Source organism: Phenylobacterium conjunctum, from assembly GCF_042679085.1.
Taxonomy (GTDB): domain Bacteria; phylum Pseudomonadota; class Alphaproteobacteria; order Caulobacterales; family Caulobacteraceae; genus Phenylobacterium; species Phenylobacterium conjunctum.
The window spans coordinates 1-23,017 of sequence record NZ_JBHTLQ010000033.1 but is presented as its reverse complement, the minus strand read 5'-3'; the positions used below and the strand labels follow the sequence as shown (position 1 = coordinate 23,017).

Here is a 23,017-nt window from a genome sequence, read left to right as displayed (position 1 = left end):
GGGTTGGAGCGCAGCGGTTCTGCCAGCGGAATGACGCCACCCGCGGCGTTCATGGGTGGCCGGGACAAGCCCGGCCATGACGTTCCTTTAGGTTCATGCCAAGCTCGGCGCATGCGTATCGCCGCCGCCCTGCTCGCCCTGCCCCTGATAGCCGCCGCGCCGGTTCCCGACTGGCGCCCGCTCGATCCCGCCAACGCCCTGGTGATCGACACCACCAAGGGCCGGATCGTGGTGGAGATGCGCCCCGACTTCGCGCCCAAGGCGGTGGAGCGGGTGACCCTGCTGGCCCGGGAAGGCGTCTATGACGGCCTGCTGTTCCACCGGGTGATCGACGGCTTCGTCGACCAGACCGGCAATCCCAACAACAAGGACGGCGGGACCTCGTCGCATCCCGACCTGGCGCCGGAGTTCAGCTTCCGCCTGCCGGCTGGCGCGCTGACTCCCGTCCGCCAGGCCAGCGATGGCGTCGAGGGCTTCGTGGGCGCGAGCCCGGTGGCCGGCGTGGGCGCGGAAGAGGCCAAGCGCAGCCCGGACGGCAAGCTGCGCGCCTGGGGCGCCTATTGTCCTGGAACCGCTGGCATGGGCCGCCAGGCCGATCCGGGCACCTCCAACAGCGAGATCTTCTTCATGCGCGGGCCCAGCCGTCGCCTCGACCGTGACTACACGGTCTGGGGTCAGGTGGTTCAGGGCCTGGACGTGGTCCGCGCCATGGCCGTGGGCGAGCCGCCCGCCGCCCCCGACAAGATGATCCGCGTCCGCCTGGCCGCCGACCTTCCGGCCGCCGAACAGCCGCGCCTGGAGATCCTGAACGAAAACGGCCCCGCCTTCGCCGCCCTGGTCGCCAAGACCCGCAAGGCCCACGGCGCGGACTTCAGCGTCTGTGACGTTCAGGTTCCGGTACGGCCGGCACCCTAGCCCCCGTCCCGCGCGACGGGCAGAGGTCGGCGATCAGGCACTGGTCGCACTTGGGCCGCCGGGCCACGCAGGTGTAGCGGCCATGCAGGATCAGCCAGTGGTGGGCGCGCACCAGGTAAGGTTCAGGGACCACCGCCATCAGCTCGGCCTCCACCTGGTCCGGGGTCTTGCCGAAGGCCAGCTTCAGGCGGTGCGAGACCCGGAAGACGTGGGTGTCGACGGCGATGGCCGGCTCGATCCGCAGTTCGTTCAGCACCACGCTGGCGGTCTTGCGGCCGACGCCGGGCAGGGCCTGCAGGGCCGCCCGGTCCAGGGGAACCTCGCCGCCGTGCTGTTCCATGATGATCTTCGCCGCGGCGATGACGTTCTTGGCCTTGGTCCTGTAGAGGCCGATGGAGGCGATGTAGGGGATCAGCCCCTCTTCGCCGAGCGCCAGCATGTCCTGGGGCGTATGGGCCACCTCGAACAGCCTGGCGGTGGCCTTGTTCACCGAGACGTCGGTGGCCTGGGCCGAGAGGGCGACGGCGACCACCAGGGTGTAGGGGCTATCATAGTTGAGCTCTGTCCGGGGATCGTCCTCCTCCGACAGGAAGCGGTGGAAGATCTCCTCGATGCGAGCCTTCTCGGCCGGGCTCAGGCGCCGGCGGGCCGGCTTGCGGGCGGACTTGACCATGGCGGCGACCATGGCGCGGAACGCCGGTCCCCGCCAAGGGGGCCTCAGGCGGCCATGGCCGCCTCAATGGCCGCGTAGAGCTCCTCCGGCTCCACCGGCTTGGCGACGAAGCCAGTCATGCCGGCGGCGCGGCAGGCGGCGATGTCGGCCGGGTCGATGGAGGCGGTCAGCGCCAGGATCGGCGGCGCGCCGGGCCGGGCGGCGATATGCTGGGCCGCCTCCAGACCGCCCATGCGCGGCATGTTCAGGTCCAGCAGCACCAGGTCGAAGGGTCCGGTTTCGGCCACCGCGGCCTCGCCGTCCTCCACGCAGATCAGCTTCTCGGCGATCGGGCCCAGCATCAGGGCGAAGGCCCGCCGGTTCACCTCGTGATCGTCGGCCAGCAGGATGCGCAGGCCCGCGGCGCGCTGCGGCTCGTCCTGGGCGGCGGCGGGCGGCGGCTCAGCCGGCGCGAACAGGGCCTCGAAGGTGAAGACGCAGCCCTCTCCGGGAGCGGTCTTCAGGGTCAGGTCGCCGTCCATAAGCTGGGCCAGGGTGCGGCTGATGGCCAGGCCCAGGCCCGTGCCGCCGTGGGTCCGCGCCACCCCGGCGTCGGCCTGGCGGAAGGGGGTGAACAGGCCCTCGGCCTGTTGGGCGGTGAGGCCTGGACCGGTGTCGATCACCGACAGGGACACCCGCCAGCCCACCTCGCCCCCGGTCAGCTCGATCCTGGTCGCCTCAGTGCGCAGGGTCACGCCGCCGTCGGTGGTGAACTTCAAGGCGTTGGAGAGCAGGTTGCTGAGAATCTGGCGCAGGCGCACGCCGTCGGCGGCCACCCATCCGGGCAGGTCTCCAGCATGTTCGATGCGGAACTCCAGCCCCTTGGCGCGGGCCTCAGCGGCCCAGAAGGCCTCGGTCTGCTCGATCAGGGCTCCAAGGTCGTGCGGCTCGGCGACCAGCTCCAGCATGCCGGCCTCGAGCTTTGAATAGTCCAGCAGGTCGTTGAGCAGGGTGCGCATCATGCGGCCCGCATCATCGATCAGCCGCAGATTGGCGGCGACCTCAGTCGGGTCCCGCCCCTTCTGGGCCTCGGCGACCCCGGCCAGCATGGCCGAGATCGGCGTGCGCAGCTCGTGGCCGACCATGGCCATGAAGGCCGATTTCGCGGCGTCAGCGGCTTCGGCCTGGGCGCGGGCGACGGCCTCGGCCTCCAGGGCGCGGGCCGAGGCCTTCCAGGCCGCGGTGGTGCCGCCCAGGGCCATGGGCACGGCCAGACCCAGGATGACGGCGGCGCCCGTCCCGCCGCCATAGTGGAAGGCCATGACGGCCAGGGCCGCGAGATAGCCGATGCACGGCAGGACCATCATCGCGTAGGCCAGGGGGGAGCGCCGGGCGCTGATGGCCGCCATGGTCATGGCGCCGCAGATGTGAGCCGCGCCCAGCCCCACGCCCCAGGGCCCGAACTCATGGATCACCAGGAGCGACGGGGCGCAGTAGATCAGATGGTTGGCGAACAACAGGGCGGCGCCGACGCCCCGGTGCGCCAGTCGCGGACCCAGTCCCCGTTCCAGCACCTGCAGGGCGACATAGATGGCGATCCAGGGATAGAGCAGGCGGGCGTCAGCGAAGGGGCCGAAGCCGAAGGTGATCACGAAAACCAGGATGACCCGAAACGCCAGGGTGCGGCGTCGGTCCTGGAAGATTTCCGCCCACACGACCTTGGAGTCGGTCGTGGGGTCCGCGACTGGATTCGGCGCGTGCATGGGCCAAGCTTGCGGGGGGTGTGCTTAAGACCCCCTTGGCGACGACCGCGACGGATTGGCGCATCACCCCTAAATCGAGCTGCGCCGCAGGATTTCCGCCACGCCCGGATTGGGCTATGGGACGCTCATGGATGATCGGGTGTTCATGGACGCGGAAATCCGGCCCAACCGCTCCCTCTCGGAGCGTGGGTTCATCATCCTTATCTGCATCATCACCGTCCTGAACTGCTGCTCTGCGGCGGTGTTCCTGTCGGTGGGGGCGACCCTGATCCCTATCTTCCTGGGCGCCGATGTCCTGGCGATCGCCGTCGCCTTCATGGTCAGCTTCGCCGCGGGCCGGCAGATCGAGCGCGTCCTGGTCACCGACCGGGCGGTGCAGGTCATCCGCGAGACGCCCCGCTGGCGCCAGGTGGTCTGGGAAAGCCCGACCGCCTTCACCCGGGTGTCGGTCCGCACCGAAGAGGACGACCGCGCCGTCGATGTGCGCCTGGCCCTGTCCAACAGGGACGCGCCGGTGGCCGCCGCGCTCAACCCCACCGAACGGGCCGAATTCGCCCGCGCCCTCGACGACGCCATCCGCAAGGCGCGTTCGGCCAGGTGGTGAGCGCCTTCCCTCTCCCCGCACGCGGGGCGAGGGGGCTTAGAGGATGTACCGGCTGAGATCGGCGTCCTGGGCCAGGCCGCCCACCTTGGCCTTCACCTCTTCGGCGTCGATGGTGATGGTTTCACCCGTGCGGTCCGACGCCTGGAAGCTGATCTCCTCCAGCACCTTCTCCAGCACGGTCTGCAGCCGGCGGGCGCCGATGTTCTCCACCGAGCCGTTCACGGTCACCGCAGCGTCGGCCAGAGCGTCGATGGCGGCGTCGGTGAAGGTCAGGGTCACGCCTTCGGTGGCCAGCAGGGCCTGGTGCTGGCGGATCAGGTTGGCTTCCGGCTCGGTCAGGATGCGGCGGAAGTCGTCACGGGTCAGGGCCTTCAGCTCCACCCGGATCGGCAGGCGGCCCTGAAGCTCCGGCAACAGGTCCGAGGGCTTAGCGACGTGGAAGGCGCCCGAGGCGATGAACAGGATGTGGTCGGTCTTCACCGGACCGTACTTGGTCGAGACCGTGGTCCCTTCGATCAGGGGCAGCAGGTCGCGCTGCACGCCTTCGCGGGACACATCGGCGCCGGAGCGCTCGCGGTTCGAGGCGACCTTGTCGATCTCGTCCAGGAAGACGATGCCATTGTTCTCGGCCAGCTCCAGGGCTTCCTGGGTCAGGGCTTCCTGGTCCACCAGCTTGTCGCTTTCCTCAGCGATCAGCGGCGCCCAGGCGCCGGCGACGGTGGTCTTGTGGGTCTTGGTGCGCCCGCCGAAGGCCTTGCCCATCATCTCCGACAGATTGAGCATGCCCATCTGGGCGCCCGGCTGGCCGGGGATGTCGAACATGGGCATGCCGCCATTGCCGGTGTCGGCCAGGGTCAGCTCCACCTCCTTGTCGTCCAGCTCGCCGGCCCGCAGCTTCTTGCGGAAGGCCTCGCGGGCGGCGGTGGAGCCGGGGCCGGTCAGGGCGTCGAGGATGCGTTCCTCAGCCGCGGCCTCAGCCTTGGCCTTCACGCCCGCACGCCGCTTGTCGCGGACCATTGCGATGGCGCTTTCCACTAGGTCACGCACGATCTGGTCCACGTCGCGGCCCACATAGCCGACCTCGGTGAACTTGGTGGCCTCGACCTTCAGGAAGGGGGCCTGGGCCAGGCGCGCCAGGCGGCGGGCGATCTCGGTCTTGCCGACGCCGGTCGGGCCGATCAGCAGGATGTTCTTCGGCGTCACCTCATCGCGCAGGCCGGGCTCGACCCGGCGGCGGCGCCAGCGGTTGCGCAGGGCCACGGCGACGGCCTTCTTGGCCTCGGGGTGACCGACGATGTAGCGGTCGAGTTCGGAGACGATTTCGCGCGGAGAGAATTCGGTCATGACGCCCGATAGATAGGGCGGCGCGGCGAAATCAAGAGTCCTCGCCCGCCGGGATTTGAGTTTCAGGCCTTGGGCGGCGGGGCTTCAAGGATCTCGTCGAAGGCGATGCGCCAGCCGTCGCGGTCGTGGCGCCAGATGCGGACATAGTGACCGCGCCCGCCCTCCCAGGCCGCGTCGCCATAGGTCCAGGCGAGGTCGCCCAGCACCGCGACGGACCCGCCCAGCGGCGAAAACCGGATGGCCTTGGGCCGTCGGGCCAGTTCGGCGGCGACGGCTTGGGGCGTTGCGGCGGGCGGCTGGTCCGAGCCCATCACGTGCGCCTGCGGCAACAGGGCGGTCTTGTAGGCGGCGACCACGTCCGTCCGGGCCTTGGCCGCCAGCCTGGCCTCGGCGGCCTTCACGGCTGAAATGGCGCCTTCGGGATAGGACGAGGGGCCGGTGGCGGGCGCAAGCAGGACCGGGGCCGAGCCTTGAGGCGGCGCATCGCCGTGGGCGGCGGGAACCCCGCCGTCATAGACCCACTTCCAGCCGCCGTCGGCCTGGCGGGCCCAGACCGTGAAGTACCAGCCGCTCGGCTTGCCGTCGAAGGTCGCCGGGCCAGTGGTGAAGCCCAGGTCCCCGCCCCGCGAGATCCCGGCGAACACCGGCCACCAGACCAGGGGCGGATTGGCCTTGTCCGGGCGCGATCCATAGAGGTCTTGGGCCTTCACCGGGTCCGGCGCGAACAGGATCGCCTCGGGGGCCGACCACTTCAGGAAGCTCTGCTTGATCCCCAAGGCCAGGCCGTCGGCCGCAAAGGCCCGCTCGGCGGCGACCACCTGGGCCGGGTCGGCGGCGGGCTTGGCCAGCGCAGGCGTGGCCAGGACCGCCAGCAGGGCGGCAAGGGGCCTAAAGGCTCTCAACTGTCAGCTCGCCATTGGTGTAGACGCAGATGCGGGCGGCGATGGCCATGGCTTTGCGGGCCAGGGCCTCGGCCTCGAGGCCGGTGTCCATCAGGGCCAGGCCCGCGGCCAGGGCGTAGTTGCCGCCCGAGCCGATGGCGGCCACGCCGCTTTCCGGCTCCAGCACATCGCCCACGCCGGTGACGGTGAAGATCTGGTCCTTGTCGGCCACCAGCAGCATCGCCTCCAGCTTTCGCAGATAGCGGTCAGTGCGCCAGTCCTTGGCGAGATCCACGCAAGCCCGGGCCAGCTGGTCCGGGTACTGTTCCAGCTTGGCCTCCAGCCGCTCGATCAGGGTGAAGGCGTCGGCGGTGGCCCCGGCGAAGCCGGCCAGCACCTTGCCGCCCGCCAGCCGGCGGACCTTGCGGGCGTTGCCCTTGACGATGGTCTGGCCCATGGACACCTGACCGTCGCCGGCGATCACCGTGCGGCCGTTCTTGCGGACGGCCAGGATGGTGGTGCCGTGCCAGTCGGGGAAGCTATTGCTAGTCTGTGACATCGGGCCGATGTGAGCAGGGCGCGGGGCAAGGTCAAGACGCATGGAATTCTCCGACGCCGAGGTCGAGCGCTACGCCCGCCATCTGGTGCTGCGTGAAGTGGGCGGTCCCGGCCAGCAGAAACTGAAGGCCGCCCGCGTGCTGGTGGTGGGCGCCGGCGGGCTCGGCGCGCCGGTCAGCCTCTATCTGGCGGCGGCGGGCGTCGGCACGCTCGTTCTCGCCGATCCGGACCAGGTCGACCGCTCGAACCTGCAAAGACAGGTGCTCTACACCGAGGGCCACATCGGTCGCCCGAAGGTTGACTCTGCAGCTGAGCAATTGCTCAGCTTGAACCCCCACGTGCACATTGAGCCACTGCAGACAGCGGTTACAGGCCAGAACGCTCGCGAACTTGTGAAGGGCGTGGACCTCGTCCTGGACGGCACGGACGACTTCGCCACCCGGTTCGCGGTCAGCGCGGCCTGCGTCGCGGAGGGCAAGACCCTGGTCACCGGGGCCATCGGCCGCTGGACCGGCCAGGTCGGCGTCTTCGCCGGAACGCCCTGCTATCGCTGCCTGGTGCCGGAGATCCCGCCGGACGCCGAGACCTGCCAGGCGGTCGGCGTGGTCGGCGCCCTGGCCGGGGTCATCGGCTCGATGATGGCGCTTGAGGCGATCAAGCTGATCACCGGCGCGGGCGAACCCCTGCTGGGCCGGCTGCTGATCTATGACGGCCTGTCGGGCCAGACACGCACGGTGAAGGTCGGCGCGGATCCGGAATGCCCGGATTGTGGCGCGTGCCCCCCTCTCCCGCTTGCGGGAGAGGGTCGGGGTTAGGGTGACGGCGCGGCGCTAGCCCCCTCACCCCGCCCTCTCCCCCAAAGGGGGCGAGGGTTCTAAGGCTACAGCATCCCCGGCAGGACCCGGTCCGGCGGACGGTGACCGTCCATCCAGGTCTTGATGTTGATGATCACCTTTTCGCCCATGTCGATGCGGCCCTCGACGGTGGCCGAGCCCAGGTGGGGCAGCAGGACGGCGTTGGGCAGCTTCAGGAGCTTGGGATTGATGGCCGGCTCGAACTCGAACACGTCCAGGCCGGCGCCGGCGATGGCGTTCGCCGCCAGCAGCTCGGCCAGGGCCGCCTCGTCGATGATCTCGCCGCGGGCGGTGTTCACCAGGATGGCGTGGGGCTGCATCAGCTTCAGCCGGCGGGCCGAGAGCAGGTGATAGGTGGCCGGGGTGTGCGGGCAGTTGACCGAGATGATGTCCATCCGGGCCAGCATCTGGTCGAGGCTTTCCCAGTAGGTCGCCTCCAGCTCCTCGGCGATCCGCGGGCTGACCGGCTTTCGGTTGTGATAGTGGATGGACATGCCGAAGGCCTTGGCCCGGCGGGCGACGGCCTGGCCGATGCGGCCCATGCCGATGATCCCCAGCCGCTTGCCGGTGAGGCGGCGGCCCATCATCCAGGTGGGGGTCCAGCCGGAGAAGCCACCGGCCTGGGTCAGGTTGGCGCCTTCGACGATCCGCCGGGAGACCGCCATCATCAGGGCCATGGTCAGGTCGGCCGTGTCCTCGGTCAGCACGCCGGGCGTGTTGGTGACCCCGATCCCCTTGGCGGCGGCGGCGGCCACGTCAATGTGATCGACACCCGCGCCAAAGTTGGCGATCAGCTTCAGGCGCTCGCCAGCGGCGGCGATCACCTCGGCGTCGATCTCGTCGGTGATGGTGGGGGCCAGCACGTCGCAACGGCCGACCGCGTCGATCAACGCCGCCTTGGTCATGGGGGCGTCATCGAGGTTCAGCTCGGTGTCGAAGAGCTCGCGCATCCGCGTCTCCACGGCGTCAGGGAGCTTTCGGGTGACGATGACTTTCGGCTTGCGCACGGGCATGGGCGGTTCGGCGACCTGAAAACAACGTTCCTGGGATCAGCGCCCTATGGCGCCTTCTTTCCCAACCCTCTAGCAAAGGGGGCATGAACGGCCAAGGCGAGGCGAGCGCACACATGCGGCGTGCGTGGACTCTGGTGAAATTGACGGCGGCGCTGATTCTGGCGGGACCGGCGGCCCTGGCGGCCGACCGACCGACCCCGTCCGGCCTGCCGGTGCCCCGATATGTGATCCTGAAATTCGACGAGGTGAACGCCCGCTCCGGCCCCGGCGACGACCATCGGCTGCTCTGGGTCTACCGCGCTCGCGGCCTGCCGGTGCAGGTGGTGGCCGAGAACACCGAGTGGCGGCGAATCTGCGATCCGGAGCACGGCATGGCCTGGGTTCACCGGCGCACGGTCGACGGCCGGCGCAATGTCATGCTGATCCAGCCCGAACCCCTGGCCCTGCACCGGTCGCCCAAGACCGATTCGCACGTGGTCGCCATGCTGCGTCCCCGGGCGATCGCCGGCCTGGTGCGCTGCGACGACAAGGGCTGGTGCAAGCTCAGGGTCGACAACATCAGCGCCTGGGCGCCGGCCAAGACCCTGTGGGGCACGGATGATAAGCCGCAATGCGGCTGACAAGGCCGCTGTCGGGGCTGTTCACCCCGGAGCCGCAGGGGGCATCGCGGCGTTGAGCCGGAACGGCGGCTCTGCTAGGCCCGTCGTCCAAGGACAAGACAAAGGCGCATCATGACCGTCGGGCCCAAGGCTAAGGACCACTACGACCTCCAGGAGCTGCTGGCCTGCGGCCGCGGCGAGATGTTCGGCCCGGGCAACGCCCAACTGCCGGTCCCGCCGATGCTGATGTTCGACCGCATCAGCAAGATCAACGATGACGGCGGCCTGCACGGCAAGGGCTATGTCGAGGCCGAACTCGACATCAATCCGGACCTCTGGTTCTTCGATTGCCACTTCATCGGCGACCCCGTCATGCCCGGCTGCCTGGGCCTGGACGCCATGTGGCAGCTGGTCGGCTTCTTCCTCGGCTGGTCGGGGGCGCCCGGCAAGGGCCGCGCCCTGGGCGTCGGCGAGGTCAAGTTCACCGGCGAGGTGACGCCGGACGTCAAGAAAGTGGTCTACAAGATCGATCTCAAGCGGGTGATTCTGCGCCGGCTGGTCATGGGCATCGGGGACGGGGTGCTCGAAGCCGACGGCAAGGTCATCTACGAGGCCAAAGACCTTCGCGTCGGCCTCTACGCCAAGAACTAGGCCTTCGGGGGAGGAGCCAGGATGCGCCGCGTCGTTGTCACCGGGATCGGGATCGTCTCCTCGATCGGCAACAATTCCAATGAAGTGCTGGCTTCCTTGCGGGAAGCCAAGTCGGGGATCATCGGAGCCCCGGACTATGCCGAGCTCGGCTTCCGCTGCCAGGTCCACGCCGCGCCCCAGATCGACTGGGAAGCCATGGTCGATCGCCGCGCCGCCCGTTTCCTGGCCCAGGGCACGGCCTTCGGTCACATCGCCATGGAACAGGCCATCGCCGATTCCGGCCTGGGCGAGGCGGAGGTCTCCAACGAGATGACCGGCCTGATCGTCGGCTCCGGCGGCCCGTCGACTCGCGCCATTGTCGAGGCCGCGGCCATCACCCGCGAAAAGGGCCCCAAGCGGATCGGCCCGTTCGCGGTGCCCAAGGCGATGAGCTCGGGCCCGTCGGCGACCCTGGCCACCTGGTTCAAGATCCGCGGCCTGAACTTCTCCATCTCCTCGGCCTGCGCGACCTCGGCCCATTGCATCGGCGTCGGCTACGAGCAGATCGCCATGGGCAAGCAGGACGTGGTGTTCGCCGGCGGCACGGAAGAGCTGGACTGGACCCTGTCCAACCTGTTCGACGCCATGGGCGCCATGAGCTCGAACTTCAACGACCGGCCCGCCGTGGCCAGCCGCGCCTATGACAAGGACCGCGACGGCTTCGTGATCGCCGGCGGAGCCGGGATCGTGGTGCTGGAAGACTATGAGCGCGCCAAGGCCCGCGGGGCCAAGATCTATGGCGAGATCGTTGGCTACGCCGCCAATTCCGATGGCCACGACATGGTCGCCCCGTCGGGCGAGGGCGCCGTGCGCTGCATGCGCCTGGCCATGAAGGGCGCGGGCGACCGCACCATCGACTACCTGAACCCGCACGGCACCTCGACGCCGGTGGGCGATTCCAAGGAAATGGCGGCGGTGCGCGAGGTGTTCGGCGACAAGGCGCCCTTCATCTCCTCGACCAAGTCCCTGACCGGCCACAGCCTGGGCGCGGCCGGGGCGCAGGAGGCGATCTATTCGCTCCTGATGCTCAACAACGGCTTCCTGGCCGAGAGCGCCAATATCGAAAACCTCGACCCCGAGTTCGAGGGCCTGCCGATCCTGCGCAAGCGGGAGGACCGTCAGGTCGAGACGGTGATGTCCAACTCCTTCGGCTTCGGCGGCACCAATGGCTGCCTGGTGATGTCGCGGGTCTGACCGCCCCGCCGGGCTTGGGTGTCATCCCGGAAAGCGCGCAGCGCGTGTCCGGGACCCAGACGCGCGGGGTTGTCCGGGGACATCGGTGTCTATGGGTCCCGGTCCTTCGCTGACGCGAAAACCGGGATGACACTTCAAGGGGTCTCCCATGCGATTCCGCCCCGCCGTCGCCGCCGACCTGCCCGCCATCGTCGCCCTGCTGGCCGATGACGCCCTAGGGGCGGGGCGCGAGTCCCCCCAGGCGCTGGCTGACTATCAACGGGCCTTCGAAAACCTCGACGCCAACACCCTGCTGGCGGTGGCCGAGATCGAGGGCGCTGTCCGCGCGACCCTGCAAATGACCGTGATCCAGGGGCTGTCGAACCGGGGCGCGAAGTTCGCCCTGATCCAGGCGGTTCGGGTGGATTCAGGCCTGCGCGGCCAGGGCGTCGGCGCCGCCTTCATGGCCTGGGCCCTTGATCAGGCCAGGGCTCGCGGCTGTTCCAAGGCCGAGCTGTTCACCCACGAGAGCCGCAAGGACGCCCAGCGGTTCTATGCCCGGCTGGGCTTTGTCGACAGCCATGCGGGGATGCAGCTGCGCCTCTGATCGGTTGCGTCGAAGCGCGCGCCCGTCCACATAGCGGCAAAGGACTGTGTCTAGGGAGATGCGCGTGGCCGACGAATACCAGATGCCCAAGGGCGACCTGATGAAGGGCAAGAAGGGCGTGGTGACCGGGGTCGCCAACCACCAGTCCATCGCCTGGGGCATCGCGAGCCAACTGGCCGCCCAGGGCGCCGAGATGTCCTTCCTGCACCTGCCGGGCATGGAGCGCCGGGTTCAGCCCCTGGCCGAGAGCATCGGGGTGAAGTCGCTGGCCGCGGTGGACGTGACCGATGACGCCTCGATGGACGCGGCCTTCGCGACCATCGAGAAGGACCTGGGGACCATCGATTTCTTCGTCCACTCCATCGCCTTTGCGAACAAGGACGAGCTGAAGGGCTCCTTCGTCGACAACACCACCCGCGAGGGCTTCCTGCGGGCCATGGACATCTCGGCCTTCAGCTTCGTGGACTGCACGCGGCGCGCGGCCAAGCTGATGCCCAACGGCGGCTCGGTCATCTGCATGACCTATATGGGCTCCGAGCGCGCTATCCCGAACTACAACACCATGGGCGTGGCCAAGGCCGCCCTGGAAGCCTCCACCCGCTACGCCGCCCGCGACCTGGGCCCCAAGGGCATTCGGGTCAACGCGATCTCGGCCGGCGCCATGCGCACCCTGTCGCTGGCTGGCATCTCCGGCGGTCGCGGCATGCTGGCCCAGGGCCGCGCCATGTCGGCCATGAAGGAGGACACCTCCATGGAGGGCGTCGCCGGCTGCGCCCTGTGGCTCCTGTCAGATCTCGGCCGCTCCACCACCGGCGAGGTGGTGCACGTGGACGCGGGCTTCCACATCATGGGTATCGGCGACGACTCCGAGGGGTGATTTATCGCCCCTAAGGGTCCGCAGCGACTAGACGTCGGCCAGGGTTCGTCGCCATATCCCGGCCATGAGCAATGACGCCGACGTGATCATCGCCGGCGCCGGCATGGCCGGCGCCACCCTGGCCCTGGCCTTGAAGCAGGGGGGGCTCGAGCCCCTCCTCATCGACCCCGTCGTGTTCGACGACCAGCTGGCGCCCAGCTTCGACGGCCGGGCCTCGGCCATCGCCTATGCGAACTTCCGTGGCTGGCGGGCCCTGGGCCTGGCTGAACACTTCGAGCCGCACGCCCAGCGGATCGAGCAGATCCTGGTCACTGACGCGACCACGCCCGGCGCGGCGTCCGGCAAGCCCCTGCCCTTCTTCCTGCGGTTCGATTCCGACGAGATCGCCGACCGTAGCGACGGCGAGCCCCTGGGCTATATGCTGGAAAACCGCCGCACCCGCTCCGGCCTGGCCGCCGGGGTGGCCAAGGCCGGCATCCAGGTGCTGGCCCCCGCCCGCGTGGCCGGCGTCACCACCGACAGCGCCGGCGCCCATGTCGCCCTGACCGACGGCCGGGTGCTGAACGCGCCCCTGGTGGTCGGCGCCGAGGGTCGCGTGTCGCCGATCCGCGAGGCCGCCGGCATCGGGACCATCGGCTGGGACTATCGCCAGACCGGCGTGGTCGCCACGGTGCGGATGGAGCGCCCCCACGAGGGCGTGGCGCACGAATACTTCCTGCCGGGCGGCCCCTTCGCCATCCTGCCGCTCACCGACAACCGCGCCAGCCTGGTCTGGACCGAGAGCACGGCCCACGCCAAGGCCCTGGTCGCGGCGCGGCCCGAGGTGTTCCACGCCCACCTGATGCGCCGCTTTGGCCCCTTCCTGGGCCAGGTGACCATCGAGGGGCCGGTCTTCTCCTATCCGCTCAGCCTCCAGCTCGCGGAGCGGCTCTACGCCCCGCGCGTGGCCCTGCTGGGCGACGCCGCCCATGGCAACCATCCTATCGCCGGCCAGGGGCTGAACATGGGCCTGAAGGGCGCCGCCGCCCTGGCCGAGGTGCTGACCGACGCCGCCCGCCTGGGCGAGGATATCGGCTCAGAGGCTGTTCTGGAGCGCTACGCCCGCTGGCGCAGGTTCGACACTGTGATGCTGTCGGCGGGTATGGACGCCTTCGTCCACCTGTTCTCCAACGACAACCCCTTGCTGCGCCTGGCGCGCGGGGTCGGCATGGCGGCGGTCAACCGCATCGCGCCGGCGCGGAAGTTCTTCATGCAGGAAGCCGGCGGCGCCATGGGCGACCTGCCCCGGCTGCTGCGCGGCGAGAGCCTCTAGAGCTTGCATTGACTGCAATGACAGCACACCATGGGTGAGATGTAGGAGGTCTCACATGGCGACGCTCACCATCAGAAACTTGGACGACGAGGTGAAGGCGCGTCTGCGCGTTCGCGCCGCGACCCATGGGCGGTCGATGGAGGAAGAGGTTCGCGCCATTCTGAAGCGCGCGGTGAACGGTGTGACCGGACCGGATCTCTGGGCTATGTCGCGACAACTGTTTTCGGGTGAGGATGGCGTTGAACTCGAACATCCGCGCCGCGATCAGGACCGGGCGCCGCCACAGTTCGGCGACGGATCAACAGAGTGATCCTGCTAGACACTAATGCTGTGTCAGAGCTCATGCGGCCGTCACCGCATCAAGACTTCCAGGCCTGGCTGACAACATCCGGCGACAGGGTCTGGAACACCACGGCCGTGACCATCGCGGAAATCGAGTATGGGCTCCAGCGGCTCCCCTTCGGCCGCCGACGTTCGGAGCTCATGCGTCGGTTTGAAGTTCTGGCGGACCTGTTTTCAGCCCTACCGCTGGATCAAGAGGCCGGTGTTCAAGCTGGCCGCTTCCGGGCGCTACGGGAAAGCCAGGGGCTCTCAGCCCACCCTTCCGACATGATGATCGCCGGTATCGCCGTAGCTAACGGCGCGGCGCTCGCGACGCGCAATGTTCGAGATTTCTCTGGATTGCCTATCGAGCTGATCAATCCGTGGGACCGACCGGCCGCGCCTTGACGGCGCTCAGGCCTCCAGCTCGCGCGCCTCTTCCGGCAGCATGATCGGCACGCCGTCGCGGATCGGATAGGCGAGCTTGGCCTGGCGGCTGATCAGCTCGCCGGCGGCGCGGTCATAGTCCAGCGGCCCGTGGGTCACGGGGCAGACCAGGATCTCCAGCAGGCGGGGATCGATCTCGGCGGTCAGGGCGGGCGTGTCGGCGCTCATGGGCATGTCCCTACTGCATGCTGTGCGGTTCGTCACCGCCGTCCTCGAGGGCGTCGATCTCCAGGAGGGTGGTCAGGGCCTCGCAACGGGCGGCCAGGCTCTCGGCTTCGAGCAGCGCCTGCTTCTCCTGCGCCGCGAAGGGCAGGCCCATGGACAGGCTGTTGACCAGGCTCTCCAGGGGCGCGCCCTCGGCGGTCTCCCAGTCGATGTCCAGTTCACGGCGGTTCAGATAGGCCTTCAGCGCCTTGGCGAAGCGCTTGCGGTCAAAGGCCTCCACCGCCTCCTCGCCGTCGTCCAGGTCGGCCTCGAAGGGCTCGAACCCGGCCCGCACTTGGCGATAGGGGGTGCGCACGGGCAGCTCTTCCTTGACGGCGAACCGACAGACCCCGGTCAGGGTGATCAGGTAGGTCCCGTCAGCGGTCTCGTTGAAGCTGGTGATCCGCCCGACGCAGCCCACGGCGCAGAGGTTGGGCCTGGACCGCTCCCCGCCCGTGCGGGTCTGGATCATGCCGATGACCCGGTCGCCGGCCATCGCGTCATCGATCATGTTCAGGTAGCGCGGCTCGAAGATGCGCAGGGGCAGTTCGCCGCCGGGCAGCAGCAGCGCCCCGTCCAACGGGAAGATCGGGATCACCTGCGGCAGGTCGGCGAGCCGCCGGTAGGGGGTCATGGCGAGGCCCCCGCGCTTCACGAGAACAGGATCGAGGACAGGCGACGTCGTCCCTGGCGGGCGACGTCCGAGGCCGGGCCCGCGGCCTCGAACACGGTCAGCAGTTGCTTGCGCGCCGCTTCATCGTTCCAGGCGCGGTCCTTCTCGATGATGATCAGCAGGTGGTCGGCCGCGGCGTCCCAGCGCCCGACCCCGGCCAGGGCCTTGGCGATCTCGAAGCGGGCCTCATGGTCATCCGGATCCTGGGCCAGGCGCGCCTCGAAGGCGGCGGTCTCCGACGGGGCCTCGTCGGCCAGGGCCAGGGCGGCGCGGACGCTCTCCAGGTCCGGGTCCTTGGCGTCGGCCGGAGCCATGGCGGCGATCTCGGCCGCCTGGTCGGCGTCGCCGCCCTGCAGGTAGACCTTGGCCAGGCCGCCGATGGCCTTGATGTTCTCCGGATCGGCCTGCAGCACCTGGGCGTAGGCCTGGGCCGCGCCGCCCAAGTCGCCGAGGTCCAGCGACTCCTTGGCCATGGCCAGGAGCTCGTCGGTGGCGTCGGCCGGGGCCTGGCCAGCCATGCGGTCCACGAACTGCTTCACCTGACTGTCCGGCAGGGCGCCCATGAAGCCGTCCACCGGCCGTCCGCCCACAAAGGCGAAGACGGCGGGAATCGACTGGACGCGAAGCTGGCCCGCGAACTGCGGGTTCTTGTCGATGTCGATCTTGACCAGCTTGACCTTGCCCTTGGCGGCCAGGACGGCCTTCTCGATCGAGGGGCCAAGCTGGCGGCACGGGCCGCACCAAGTGGCCCAGAAGTCGACGATTACCGGGGTGGTCTTCGAGGCCTCGACCACATCGGCCATGAAGCTGGCGTCGGTCCCGTCCTTGATCAGGTCGCCGGACGGCGGCGGCGCCGAGGTTTCGCCGATCAGAGTCATATGAGGAATTCCCTTGCCCGCAGGCTGAACGTATCGGGCGCTAAAATGGTCCCTTTGGCGTCCGGCTTCAACGGATGCCGGGGCGGAATGCTCAGGCTTCGACGACCGTCAGGGTGGGAAAGTCCACCACGATAGGCGTCCGCCCCAACCCGGCCAGGAACCGGCGCAGGCCCGCCTGGCTGACCGTGGTGGTGGCGGTGTTGGTGAGCGGGTGGAAATTCACCCGGTCTGCGTCGGCCAGGGCCTTGTCCAGGACGAAGGTGACGCGGCCCTCGGTGTCGTTGACCAGGCCAAAGGCGGTGACAGAGCCGGGGGTCACGCCCAGGGTCTCCACCATCAGCTCGGCGGGGCCGAACGACAGGCGGGCCGAACCGATCACCGTGTGCAGGCGCTTCAGGTCGATCACCGTGTCGTCCTTGGCCGAGATCAGCCACAGCCGGCCCTTGGCGTCCTTCAGGAACAGGTTCTTGGTGTGGGCGCCGGGAATGCCGTCCTTGATCCCCTCGCCCTCGCCCACCCGGAAGACGGCTTCGTGGTCGGTGGTCGCATGGTCCACCCCATGGGCGTCGAAGAAGGCGATCAGTCCGGCGCGGTCGAGCATGCCGTTCTCTTAGCGGAACTGGACGGGACCGCGCCACGGTCGCTACAGCAGAAGCTCACCTCTTGCCTGAAAGGGACCCGCCATGGAGCTGGAGTGCTATCCCACCGCCCAGAGGCCGCCAGAGATCGTGCCGGGACGGCCGAACCGCGCCTGGATGGACAACTTCATCGCCCGCCATCCCTACCGGTGCCTGCCCTTGTCCATGGCCAACACCACCGGCTGGGAAATCCTGACCCCCACCGCCTTCACCGCCGAGTGGAATGGCGGGGTGATGCAGGAAGACATCAAGCTCACCCCCGACCGGCCCAACCCGGACTTTCATGACCTCGTGAAATCGCACTTCAGCCATGGGGTCATGACCTTCCATCCCGGCTACCTGTTCCGCACACCGCCCGGCTGGTCGATGATGGTCCAGGGTCCGCCCAACCATGTGAAGGACGGGATCCAGCCCCTGGCCGGCCTGGTCGAGACCGACTGGCTGCCCTTCCCCTTCACGATGAACTGGATCTTCACCCGGCCGGGCAAGGTGCGGTTCGAGAAGGGCGAGCCCTTCTGCTTCATCACCCTGACCAAGGACCGCGAGCTGGACGAGATCCAGCCGGTGATCCGGTCCATGACGTCCAATCCCGAGCTGCGGGACCAGTACGACATGTGGGAAAAGCACCGCTCGGAGTTCAACAAGAAGATCTTCCAGGCCGATCCCGACGCCACCAAGGAAGCCTGGCAGCGCTTCTATTTCCGCGGCGAGTTCCCCGAGGAGTCCGGCGAAGCGCCCAAGGACCACGTCAACAAGCGCCGCCTGAAGACCCCGCGGTTCCGCTGATGGGCGCCCTGCCCCGGCTCGAGACCAAGCGCCTGGTGCTCCGCGCGCCGGAACAGTCCGACCTGGACGCCTGGGCCGAGATGCTGGGCCACGAGGGGGCGCGGTTCATCGGCGGGCCGATGTCGCGGCCCGAGGCCTGGCGGGTCCTGGCCCTGATGCGCGGCCACTGGGACCTGAAGGGCTTTGGCCTGTTCTCGATCCTGGAGCGGGAGACCGGCGCCTGTGTCGGCCGCGCCGGCTGCTGGTCGCCGGAAGCCTGGCCGGGGACCGAGGTTGGCTGGGCGCTCACGCCCGCGGCCATGGGCAAGGGCTATGCGACAGAGGCCTCGCGCGCGGCCATCAGCTGGGCCTTCGAGACCCTGGGCTGGACCGAGGTGATCCACTGCATCCACCCGGACAACACCGCCTCCATCGCCACGGCGGAGCGGCTGGGTTCACGCCACCTGCGGACCACCCGCCTGCCGCCGCCGCTCAACGGGCACGAGACCCTGATCTATGGCCAGAGCTGCGAAACCTGGACCGCGCGGGGGGTCTGAAGGCCGTCGCAAGAATGAGTCGATTTTCCTGCGCAGACCCGCTTGCAAAGCCGCGGACCCTCTGCCATAAGCCGGCCTCTCGAAATTCGGGGGCGGCCAAACGGTCTTCTCCATGGAATGCGGGCGTAGCTCAGGGGTAGAGCACAACCTTGCCAAGGTTGGGGTCGGGCGTTCGAATCGCCTCGCCCGCTCCAGTTTCGAGACCCACGAAGACGCCGGCCGAAGGGCCGGCGTTTTTGTTTTCGCCCAGGCTCTTAACTTGGACTTCAGCGCGGGGCGCCAGGATGGCGTCAGGCCTTGGGGACAGCTTGTCGCAGGCCGCCTTTACGCGCGCTTCGGATGTTCGCGCGAAGGTCGAGCGTCACGGAGTGAAAGCGCCCTTGTTCAACACCGCCAAGTCCCTCTCCCCGGCCGACCACGCCGCAGGCTCGCCGGTTCGCCGGCGGCTGGAGGCCGCGCGCCGCACTGTGGAGGGCCGGTTCCTGGAGGCCGGCGAGGTGCTGGGCCAGGCGGTGGAGGGTGTGGGCAAGCTGATCGCCTCCCTGGATCACCTGACCGGGGCGCTGGACCCGGCGACGGTGAGCGCCACCACCGGCGAGCTGACGGCCGCGGCGGATCGGTTACGCGCCCTGCCCCTGCGCCATGAGACCCGGCGCGGCGCGGTGGAGCGGCTGAACGCCATGGGCGGGCGGCTGGCCGGCTGCATCGACGACATGAAGCGGAACCTGGCCTACCTGCGGGTCTTCGCCATCAACATCAAGATCACCGCCGGCGGCGTCGCCGATGCGACCACCGAGTTCGGGCTGTTCGCCCAGGAGATCTGCGACTGTATCGAGCTGGGCCGCAACCAGCTCAACGATTTCGACCGCGACCTGAGGCTGCTTTCGGGCGAGCTGAAGACGGCGTTCAGTCACGAGCAGGGCCTGGCCGATCGCTGCAGCGCCCTGGTGCCCGCCGTGCCAGACGGCCTGTCGGCCAGCGCCGCCGACCTGGTCGAGCATCACGCCCAGGTGTCGCGCGCCGCCGCCGAGGTGGCCGCCCTGGCGCGAGCCGTCCACAAGAAGGTCGGCCAGGCGCTGGGCGCCCTGCAGGCCGGCGACATCGCCCGCCAGCGGATCGAGCATGTGGAACAGGCCCTGGACGCCCTGGCCCAGGTTCCGGACCTGAAGCCCGAGCCGCGCGCCCGCCTGGAAGCCTTCATCCACGGCCTGCTGGCCGAACAGCTGCGCGACGCCAGCGCTGACTTCAGCCGCGATGTGACCCGGATCGGCGAGAACATGGCCGGCATCGCCGCCGACGCCTCCGAGATCCTGCGCCTGCGCGAACTGGCTTTCGGCCAGGCGGATTCGGACGGCGGCGGTTTCCTGCGCCAGATGGAAGGCCATGTGGCCCAGGCGCTGGACCTGGTGGCCGAGGTTGAGGCGGCCGATGCGACCGCCGGGCGGGTCGGCGGCGCCGCGGCCCAGGCCGTGGCCGGCCTGACGGCCCAGATCGCGGGCCTGCAGGCGATCAAGACCGACGTCCAGCAGATGGCCCTGAACACCACGCTGAAGTGCAGCCGGATGGGCGATGTCGGCAAGCCGCTGGCGGTGATCGCCATCGAGCTCCGCAACCAGGCCGGACACCTGGAGACCTCGGCCCAGGAGGCCCTGGACGCCCTCGGCGTGCTGGCCCAGGAGGCCGGCAAGATGGGGGGCGCGGTTCGCGAGGACCCCGCTAACGAGATCCAGGCGGGCGACGCCCTGTCCGGCGCGGCCGAACGCCTGCGCGACGTGGGGCAGTCCGTGGAGGCCGACCTTCAGGGTCTGGCGCGCCAGGGCGAGGCGGTGGTGGAAGGCCTGCGCCGGGCCACCTCACGCCTGGCCTTCCAGCGCGAGATCGCTGCGGTCATGGACGAGGCGGCGCAGACCCTGGCGAGCCAGGCCGGCGACGAAGCCCCCTGGACCGACGACATCTCCACCCCGCTGGCGACCCTGCTGGACGGGATCGCCCGGACCTACACCATGGCCCAGGAGCGCGAGACCCACCGTCGAATGACCCAGGGGCTCGACCTGGCCGCGGCCATGGCGCCAGACGCCGCCCAGAGCGACGACGACGTCCTGTTCTAAAGGGTAGGGTCAGCGCGCGGCGGCGCGCAGGATTTCCTGGGCGATGGCGTGCAGCGGCACGATGCGGTCGACGCAGCCGCGGGCGATCGCTTCCTTGGGCATGCCGAACACCACGCTGGTCGCCTCGTCCTGGGCGATGGTGCGCGCGCCGGCCTCCTTCATCTCAGCCATGCCGCGGGCGCCGTCGTCGCCCATGCCGGTCATGATGACGCCGACGGCGTTCGACCCCGCCCAGATGGCGGCCGAGCGGAACAGGACATCCACCGACGGCCGGTGCCGCGAAACCAGGGGTCCGGGCTTCACCGAGACGCGATAGTTGGCGCCCGAGCGCTCGATCATGGTGTGCAGGTTGCCCGGCGCGATCAGCACCCGGCCGCGCAGGATGGCGTCGCCGTTCTCGGCCTCCTTGACGTCCACCTCGCACAGGCTGTTCAGGCGCGCGGCGAAGGAGGCGGTGAACTTCTCGGGCATGTGCTGGACGATCACCACCCCCGGCGAATTGGCCGGCAGGGCCTCCAGCACTTCGCGCAGGGACTCGGTGCCGCCGGTGGAGGCGCCGATGCAGACGATGCTTTCCGTCGTCCGCGCCATGGCCCGGCCGCTGGGGGCCGCCAGCATGGCGTCGGCGGTGAGCTTCTTCTCCGGCTCGCGGGCCATGACCGGACGCGGCGCGCCAGGGACCCTGGGGCCGCGCACACGCGCGCCGGCGGCGGCCTTCACCGCGTCACAGATGCGGATGCTCTGTTCGGCCAGGGCCTCGGCGACGCCCATCTTCGGCTTGAGGATGACATCCACCGCCCCGGCTTCCAGGGCCTGCATCAGGGTCTCGGAGCCGGATTCGGTCAGGGACGAGCACATCACCACCGGGATCGGCCGCTGGGACATCAGCTTCCTCAGGAAGGTGATGCCGTCCATGCGGGGCATCTCGACGTCCAAGGTGATGACGTCGGGCACTTCCTCGGCGATGCGGCGGGCGGCGACATAGGGGTCGGAGGCCACGCCCAGCACCTCGATGGCCGGGTCGCTCTCCAGGATCGAGGCCAGGGTCTGCCGCACGGTGGCGGAGTCATCAACGATCAGGACGCGGATCTTGCGCGCGGCCACGGCCTTACCCCTTCTGGAAGACAGTGTTGGCGATCTGGGTCACCGGCAGGTCGATGCCGACGATCGACTCGGAATGGCCCAGGAACAGATGGCCGCCGGGCCGCAGGTGGGCGCACAGCCGCTTCAGAACCTTCGATTGGGTCTGCTTGTCGAAATAGATCAGGATGTTGCGGCAGAAGATCAGGTCCATCTCGCCGTCGACCGGATAGGCCTCGTCCATCAGGTTGAGCCGCGCGAAGCTGAGCTTGGAGCGCAGGTGCGGCACGATCCGCACCTCGCCGCGGCGCGGATCCTTGGCCCGCATCACATAGCGGCGGCGCAGGTCAGGGCTGACCGGCTCGATCATCGGCTCGGCGTAGACGCCGGCCACCGCCTGGGCCAGGACCTGGGTGCAGAGGTCGGTGCACAGGATGCTGTAGTCCTGGCGCCCGGCCTGGCGCACATGCTCCTCCAGCACCATGGCCAGGGTGTAGGGCTCGGCGCCGATGGAGCAGGCCGCGCTCCAGGCCTTGATGGTGCGCCGCCCGCTGCGCGCCAGCTCCGGCAGGGCCCGCTCCTGCAGGAACTTGAAGTGCGCCGGCTCGCGGAAGAACTCGGTCTTGTTGGTGGTGACCGCGTCGATCAGGTGGACGATCTCGGTGTCGAGCCCGCCCTCCTCGAACAGGTAGTCGCAATAGCCGTTCAGGGTCGGGACGCCGGTCACCCGCATGCGGCGGCGCAGACGCCCCTCCAGCATGGTGCGCTTGTTGCCGGGCATCTTGATGCCGCTGTAGCTCTGGATGAGCTCCGCCAGGCGGTTGAAGTTCTTGCTGCTGAGCTGGTCCGGGGGCGGGGCGGCGAGAGCGGCTTCCATGGGTGTCCGTTACGCGATCAGGCTGCGGCGTCGAGGACGGCGGCGTCCTGGCTGGTGAGCAGGCGGGGAAGGTCGAACAGCACCACGAAGTCGGTGTCCCGCCGCACCACGCCGCGCATGTAGTCGGAGCGCCAGCGCACGCCGATATCGGGCGCCGGCTCGATCTCGTCGGGGGTGAAGGCGGCGACCTCGATCACCCGGTCGGCGACCAGGCCCAGGGCCAGCTGACGGCCCTCGACGGGCACGTCCAGCACCAGGATCCGGGTCGCCAGGGTCGGCGGAACCGCCGCCAGGCCCAGCTTGAGCCTCAGGTCCAGGGTGGGCGTCGCCCGCCCCCGGACGTCGGTCAGGCCGAGCAGGTAGGCCGGCCCCTCAGGCAGGGCCGACGGCGGGGTGTAGTCCAGGATCTCCCGGACGTACTCCACCGGTACGGCGAACACCTCGGCGCCCAGGCCCAGGGTGACGAATTGGATCTCACCGGTCCGCGCAGACATCAGGCGTACTCCCGGAATTCGGCGTCGTCTGCATCCGGGCCGCCCTGGGCCAGGTCGAGGGCGAAGCCCTGGACCCGGGCCTGCTGGGCCTTGACCGGGCTGCGGGCGGGGGCGGGCCTGGCGGCGGGCGGGG

Annotated in this window: 27 protein-coding genes and 1 tRNA gene; 15 read left to right on the top strand and 13 right to left on the bottom strand. The window is 69.3% G+C overall.

The window, feature by feature from the left end; genetic code table 11:
• Window positions 1–111 precede the first annotated feature (111 nt).
• On the top strand, window positions 112–915 hold the full coding sequence (locus ACFQ27_RS14140) for a peptidylprolyl isomerase (RefSeq protein WP_377354035.1): 804 nt from the start codon (window positions 112–114) through the stop codon (window positions 913–915).
• Here ACFQ27_RS14140 and nth read toward each other — a convergent pair.
• Window positions 872–1,600: an endonuclease III gene (nth, locus tag ACFQ27_RS14135; protein WP_377354033.1), complete on the bottom strand. Its 729-nt coding sequence runs from the start codon at window positions 1,598–1,600 to the stop codon at window positions 872–874. The genes ACFQ27_RS14140 and nth overlap by 44 nt on opposite strands.
• 32 nt (window positions 1,601–1,632) lie before the next feature.
• Window positions 1,633–3,330 (bottom strand): ATP-binding response regulator, encoded by a 1,698-nt coding sequence (locus ACFQ27_RS14130; protein WP_377354032.1) that lies wholly within the window; start codon window positions 3,328–3,330, stop codon window positions 1,633–1,635.
• A gap of 127 nt (window positions 3,331–3,457) precedes the next feature.
• On the opposite strand from ACFQ27_RS14130, the gene ACFQ27_RS14125 reads away from it, so the two are divergent.
• Window positions 3,458–3,934 (top strand): DUF2244 domain-containing protein, encoded by a 477-nt coding sequence (locus ACFQ27_RS14125; protein WP_374344166.1) that lies wholly within the window; start codon window positions 3,458–3,460, stop codon window positions 3,932–3,934.
• A 36-nt stretch (window positions 3,935–3,970) separates the two neighbouring features.
• Here the strand turns inward: ACFQ27_RS14125 and hslU are convergent, their stop codons facing one another.
• From hslU to hslV, 3 genes are all read right to left on the bottom strand, one after another.
• Complete coding sequence (gene hslU / locus ACFQ27_RS14120) at window positions 3,971–5,278, bottom strand: ATP-dependent protease ATPase subunit HslU (RefSeq protein ID WP_374344164.1); 1,308 nt, start codon at window positions 5,276–5,278, stop codon at window positions 3,971–3,973.
• 62 nt (window positions 5,279–5,340) lie between these two features.
• A complete protein-coding gene (locus ACFQ27_RS14115; protein WP_377354031.1) occupies window positions 5,341–6,180 on the bottom strand; it encodes a nuclear transport factor 2 family protein in 840 nt (279 codons plus the stop codon).
• Complete coding sequence (hslV, locus tag ACFQ27_RS14110; RefSeq protein ID WP_377354054.1) at window positions 6,167–6,718, bottom strand: ATP-dependent protease subunit HslV; 552 nt, start codon at window positions 6,716–6,718, stop codon at window positions 6,167–6,169. The genes ACFQ27_RS14115 and hslV overlap by 14 nt, the downstream gene beginning before the upstream one ends.
• Window positions 6,719–6,758: 40 nt before the next feature.
• Here hslV and ACFQ27_RS14105 point away from each other — a divergent pair, with 40 nt between their 5' ends.
• Window positions 6,759–7,532 (top strand): HesA/MoeB/ThiF family protein, encoded by a 774-nt coding sequence (locus tag ACFQ27_RS14105; protein ID WP_377354030.1) that lies wholly within the window; start codon window positions 6,759–6,761, stop codon window positions 7,530–7,532.
• Between the two features lie 65 nt (window positions 7,533–7,597).
• Here the strand turns inward: ACFQ27_RS14105 and ACFQ27_RS14100 are convergent, their stop codons facing one another.
• Window positions 7,598–8,584 (bottom strand): 2-hydroxyacid dehydrogenase, encoded by a 987-nt coding sequence (locus tag ACFQ27_RS14100; protein WP_374344158.1) that lies wholly within the window; start codon window positions 8,582–8,584, stop codon window positions 7,598–7,600.
• Between the two features lie 134 nt (window positions 8,585–8,718).
• Between ACFQ27_RS14100 and ACFQ27_RS14095 the strand changes: the two genes are divergently transcribed.
• The 8 genes from ACFQ27_RS14095 to ACFQ27_RS14060 all read left to right on the top strand — a co-directional run bounded on the left by ACFQ27_RS14095 (window position 8,719) and on the right by ACFQ27_RS14060 (window position 14,571).
• Window positions 8,719–9,204, top strand: coding sequence for an SH3 domain-containing protein (locus ACFQ27_RS14095; RefSeq protein WP_374344156.1), 486 nt, complete (start codon window positions 8,719–8,721; stop codon window positions 9,202–9,204).
• Window positions 9,205–9,315: 111 nt separating this feature from the next.
• The gene (fabA, locus tag ACFQ27_RS14090; RefSeq protein ID WP_374344153.1) at window positions 9,316–9,834 is read left to right on the top strand and encodes a 3-hydroxyacyl-[acyl-carrier-protein] dehydratase FabA; all 519 of its coding nucleotides are present in this window, start codon (window positions 9,316–9,318) and stop codon (window positions 9,832–9,834) included.
• A gap of 21 nt (window positions 9,835–9,855) precedes the next feature.
• Complete coding sequence (gene fabB, locus ACFQ27_RS14085) at window positions 9,856–11,067, top strand: beta-ketoacyl-ACP synthase I (RefSeq protein WP_377354028.1); 1,212 nt, start codon at window positions 9,856–9,858, stop codon at window positions 11,065–11,067.
• A 148-nt stretch (window positions 11,068–11,215) separates the two neighbouring features.
• Window positions 11,216–11,653, top strand: coding sequence for a GNAT family N-acetyltransferase (locus ACFQ27_RS14080; protein WP_374344149.1), 438 nt, complete (start codon window positions 11,216–11,218; stop codon window positions 11,651–11,653).
• A gap of 64 nt (window positions 11,654–11,717) precedes the next feature.
• Window positions 11,718–12,530 (top strand): enoyl-ACP reductase FabI, encoded by an 813-nt coding sequence (locus ACFQ27_RS14075; protein ID WP_374344147.1) that lies wholly within the window; start codon window positions 11,718–11,720, stop codon window positions 12,528–12,530.
• A gap of 64 nt (window positions 12,531–12,594) precedes the next feature.
• Window positions 12,595–13,842, top strand: a complete 1,248-nt coding sequence (locus tag ACFQ27_RS14070) for a UbiH/UbiF/VisC/COQ6 family ubiquinone biosynthesis hydroxylase (protein ID WP_377354027.1) — start codon at window positions 12,595–12,597, stop codon at window positions 13,840–13,842.
• A 55-nt stretch (window positions 13,843–13,897) separates the two neighbouring features.
• Entirely contained in the window at window positions 13,898–14,152 is a 255-nt protein-coding gene (locus ACFQ27_RS14065; protein ID WP_374344143.1) for a FitA-like ribbon-helix-helix domain-containing protein, read from the top strand.
• Window positions 14,149–14,571, top strand: coding sequence for a type II toxin-antitoxin system VapC family toxin (locus ACFQ27_RS14060; protein WP_374344141.1), 423 nt, complete (start codon window positions 14,149–14,151; stop codon window positions 14,569–14,571). The genes ACFQ27_RS14065 and ACFQ27_RS14060 overlap by 4 nt, the downstream gene beginning before the upstream one ends.
• A 6-nt stretch (window positions 14,572–14,577) precedes the next feature.
• On the opposite strand, the gene ACFQ27_RS14055 is transcribed toward ACFQ27_RS14060, so the two are convergent.
• From ACFQ27_RS14055 to ACFQ27_RS14040, 4 genes are all read right to left on the bottom strand, one after another.
• Window positions 14,578–14,778, bottom strand: coding sequence for a Trm112 family protein (locus ACFQ27_RS14055; protein ID WP_374344139.1), 201 nt, complete (start codon window positions 14,776–14,778; stop codon window positions 14,578–14,580).
• 10 nt (window positions 14,779–14,788) lie between these two features.
• Entirely contained in the window at window positions 14,789–15,448 is a 660-nt protein-coding gene (locus tag ACFQ27_RS14050) for an LON peptidase substrate-binding domain-containing protein (protein WP_374344136.1), read from the bottom strand.
• 17 nt (window positions 15,449–15,465) lie between these two features.
• A complete protein-coding gene (locus ACFQ27_RS14045; RefSeq protein WP_377354026.1) occupies window positions 15,466–16,365 on the bottom strand; it encodes a tetratricopeptide repeat protein in 900 nt (299 codons plus the stop codon).
• Window positions 16,366–16,456: 91 nt separating this feature from the next.
• A complete protein-coding gene (locus ACFQ27_RS14040) occupies window positions 16,457–16,966 on the bottom strand; it encodes a prolyl-tRNA synthetase associated domain-containing protein (protein ID WP_377354025.1) in 510 nt (169 codons plus the stop codon).
• 82 nt (window positions 16,967–17,048) lie between these two features.
• Between ACFQ27_RS14040 and ACFQ27_RS14035 the strand changes: the two genes are divergently transcribed.
• The 4 genes from ACFQ27_RS14035 to ACFQ27_RS14020 all read left to right on the top strand — a co-directional run bounded on the left by ACFQ27_RS14035 (window position 17,049) and on the right by ACFQ27_RS14020 (window position 20,433).
• Window positions 17,049–17,789: a DUF6065 family protein gene (locus tag ACFQ27_RS14035; protein WP_374344130.1), complete on the top strand. Its 741-nt coding sequence runs from the start codon at window positions 17,049–17,051 to the stop codon at window positions 17,787–17,789.
• Window positions 17,789–18,325 (top strand): GNAT family N-acetyltransferase, encoded by a 537-nt coding sequence (locus ACFQ27_RS14030; protein WP_377354024.1) that lies wholly within the window; start codon window positions 17,789–17,791, stop codon window positions 18,323–18,325. Before ACFQ27_RS14035 ends, ACFQ27_RS14030 begins: the two co-directional genes overlap by 1 nt.
• Window positions 18,326–18,444: 119 nt before the next feature.
• A tRNA-Gly gene (locus tag ACFQ27_RS14025) sits at window positions 18,445–18,519 on the top strand.
• 174 nt (window positions 18,520–18,693) lie between these two features.
• Entirely contained in the window at window positions 18,694–20,433 is a 1,740-nt protein-coding gene (locus tag ACFQ27_RS14020) for a hypothetical protein (protein WP_377354023.1), read from the top strand.
• A 9-nt stretch (window positions 20,434–20,442) separates the two neighbouring features.
• Here ACFQ27_RS14020 and ACFQ27_RS14015 read toward each other — a convergent pair whose 3' ends face one another.
• Genes ACFQ27_RS14015 through ACFQ27_RS14005 form a run of 3 tightly spaced genes read right to left on the bottom strand, consistent with a single transcriptional unit; the run spans window position 20,443 to window position 22,884 of the window.
• A complete protein-coding gene (locus ACFQ27_RS14015; protein ID WP_374344124.1) occupies window positions 20,443–21,537 on the bottom strand; it encodes a protein-glutamate methylesterase/protein-glutamine glutaminase in 1,095 nt (364 codons plus the stop codon).
• A 4-nt stretch (window positions 21,538–21,541) separates the two neighbouring features.
• Window positions 21,542–22,390, bottom strand: coding sequence for a CheR family methyltransferase (locus tag ACFQ27_RS14010; RefSeq protein ID WP_377354022.1), 849 nt, complete (start codon window positions 22,388–22,390; stop codon window positions 21,542–21,544).
• Between the two features lie 17 nt (window positions 22,391–22,407).
• The gene (locus ACFQ27_RS14005; RefSeq protein ID WP_374344120.1) at window positions 22,408–22,884 is read right to left on the bottom strand and encodes a chemotaxis protein CheW; all 477 of its coding nucleotides are present in this window, start codon (window positions 22,882–22,884) and stop codon (window positions 22,408–22,410) included.
• Between the last annotated feature and the right edge of the window lie 133 nt (window positions 22,885–23,017).

What these genes read in the sequence shown, in the direction of transcription:
- ACFQ27_RS14140 (WP_377354035.1), top strand. Translation starts at nt 112, where the DNA reads ATGCGTATCGCCGCCGCCCTGCTCGCCCTGCCCCTGATAGCCGCCGCG.
- nth (WP_377354033.1), bottom strand. Translation starts at nt 1,600, where the DNA reads ATGGTCGCCGCCATGGTCAAGTCCGCCCGCAAGCCGGCCCGCCGGCGC.
- ACFQ27_RS14130 (WP_377354032.1), bottom strand. Translation starts at nt 3,330, where the DNA reads ATGCACGCGCCGAATCCAGTCGCGGACCCCACGACCGACTCCAAGGTC.
- ACFQ27_RS14125 (WP_374344166.1), top strand. Translation starts at nt 3,458, where the DNA reads ATGGATGATCGGGTGTTCATGGACGCGGAAATCCGGCCCAACCGCTCC.
- hslU (WP_374344164.1), bottom strand. Translation starts at nt 5,278, where the DNA reads ATGACCGAATTCTCTCCGCGCGAAATCGTCTCCGAACTCGACCGCTAC.
- hslV (WP_377354054.1), bottom strand. Translation starts at nt 6,718, where the DNA reads ATGTCACAGACTAGCAATAGCTTCCCCGACTGGCACGGCACCACCATC.
- ACFQ27_RS14105 (WP_377354030.1), top strand. Translation starts at nt 6,759, where the DNA reads ATGGAATTCTCCGACGCCGAGGTCGAGCGCTACGCCCGCCATCTGGTG.
- ACFQ27_RS14100 (WP_374344158.1), bottom strand. Translation starts at nt 8,584, where the DNA reads ATGCCCGTGCGCAAGCCGAAAGTCATCGTCACCCGAAAGCTCCCTGAC.
- fabA (WP_374344153.1), top strand. Translation starts at nt 9,316, where the DNA reads ATGACCGTCGGGCCCAAGGCTAAGGACCACTACGACCTCCAGGAGCTG.
- fabB (WP_377354028.1), top strand. Translation starts at nt 9,856, where the DNA reads ATGCGCCGCGTCGTTGTCACCGGGATCGGGATCGTCTCCTCGATCGGC.
- ACFQ27_RS14080 (WP_374344149.1), top strand. Translation starts at nt 11,216, where the DNA reads ATGCGATTCCGCCCCGCCGTCGCCGCCGACCTGCCCGCCATCGTCGCC.
- ACFQ27_RS14070 (WP_377354027.1), top strand. Translation starts at nt 12,595, where the DNA reads ATGAGCAATGACGCCGACGTGATCATCGCCGGCGCCGGCATGGCCGGC.
- ACFQ27_RS14065 (WP_374344143.1), top strand. Translation starts at nt 13,898, where the DNA reads ATGGCGACGCTCACCATCAGAAACTTGGACGACGAGGTGAAGGCGCGT.
- ACFQ27_RS14055 (WP_374344139.1), bottom strand. Translation starts at nt 14,778, where the DNA reads ATGAGCGCCGACACGCCCGCCCTGACCGCCGAGATCGATCCCCGCCTG.
- ACFQ27_RS14050 (WP_374344136.1), bottom strand. Translation starts at nt 15,448, where the DNA reads ATGACCCCCTACCGGCGGCTCGCCGACCTGCCGCAGGTGATCCCGATC.
- ACFQ27_RS14045 (WP_377354026.1), bottom strand. Translation starts at nt 16,365, where the DNA reads ATGACTCTGATCGGCGAAACCTCGGCGCCGCCGCCGTCCGGCGACCTG.
- ACFQ27_RS14040 (WP_377354025.1), bottom strand. Translation starts at nt 16,966, where the DNA reads ATGCTCGACCGCGCCGGACTGATCGCCTTCTTCGACGCCCATGGGGTG.
- ACFQ27_RS14035 (WP_374344130.1), top strand. Translation starts at nt 17,049, where the DNA reads ATGGAGCTGGAGTGCTATCCCACCGCCCAGAGGCCGCCAGAGATCGTG.
- ACFQ27_RS14030 (WP_377354024.1), top strand. Translation starts at nt 17,789, where the DNA reads ATGGGCGCCCTGCCCCGGCTCGAGACCAAGCGCCTGGTGCTCCGCGCG.
- ACFQ27_RS14010 (WP_377354022.1), bottom strand. Translation starts at nt 22,390, where the DNA reads ATGGAAGCCGCTCTCGCCGCCCCGCCCCCGGACCAGCTCAGCAGCAAG.
- ACFQ27_RS14005 (WP_374344120.1), bottom strand. Translation starts at nt 22,884, where the DNA reads ATGTCTGCGCGGACCGGTGAGATCCAATTCGTCACCCTGGGCCTGGGC.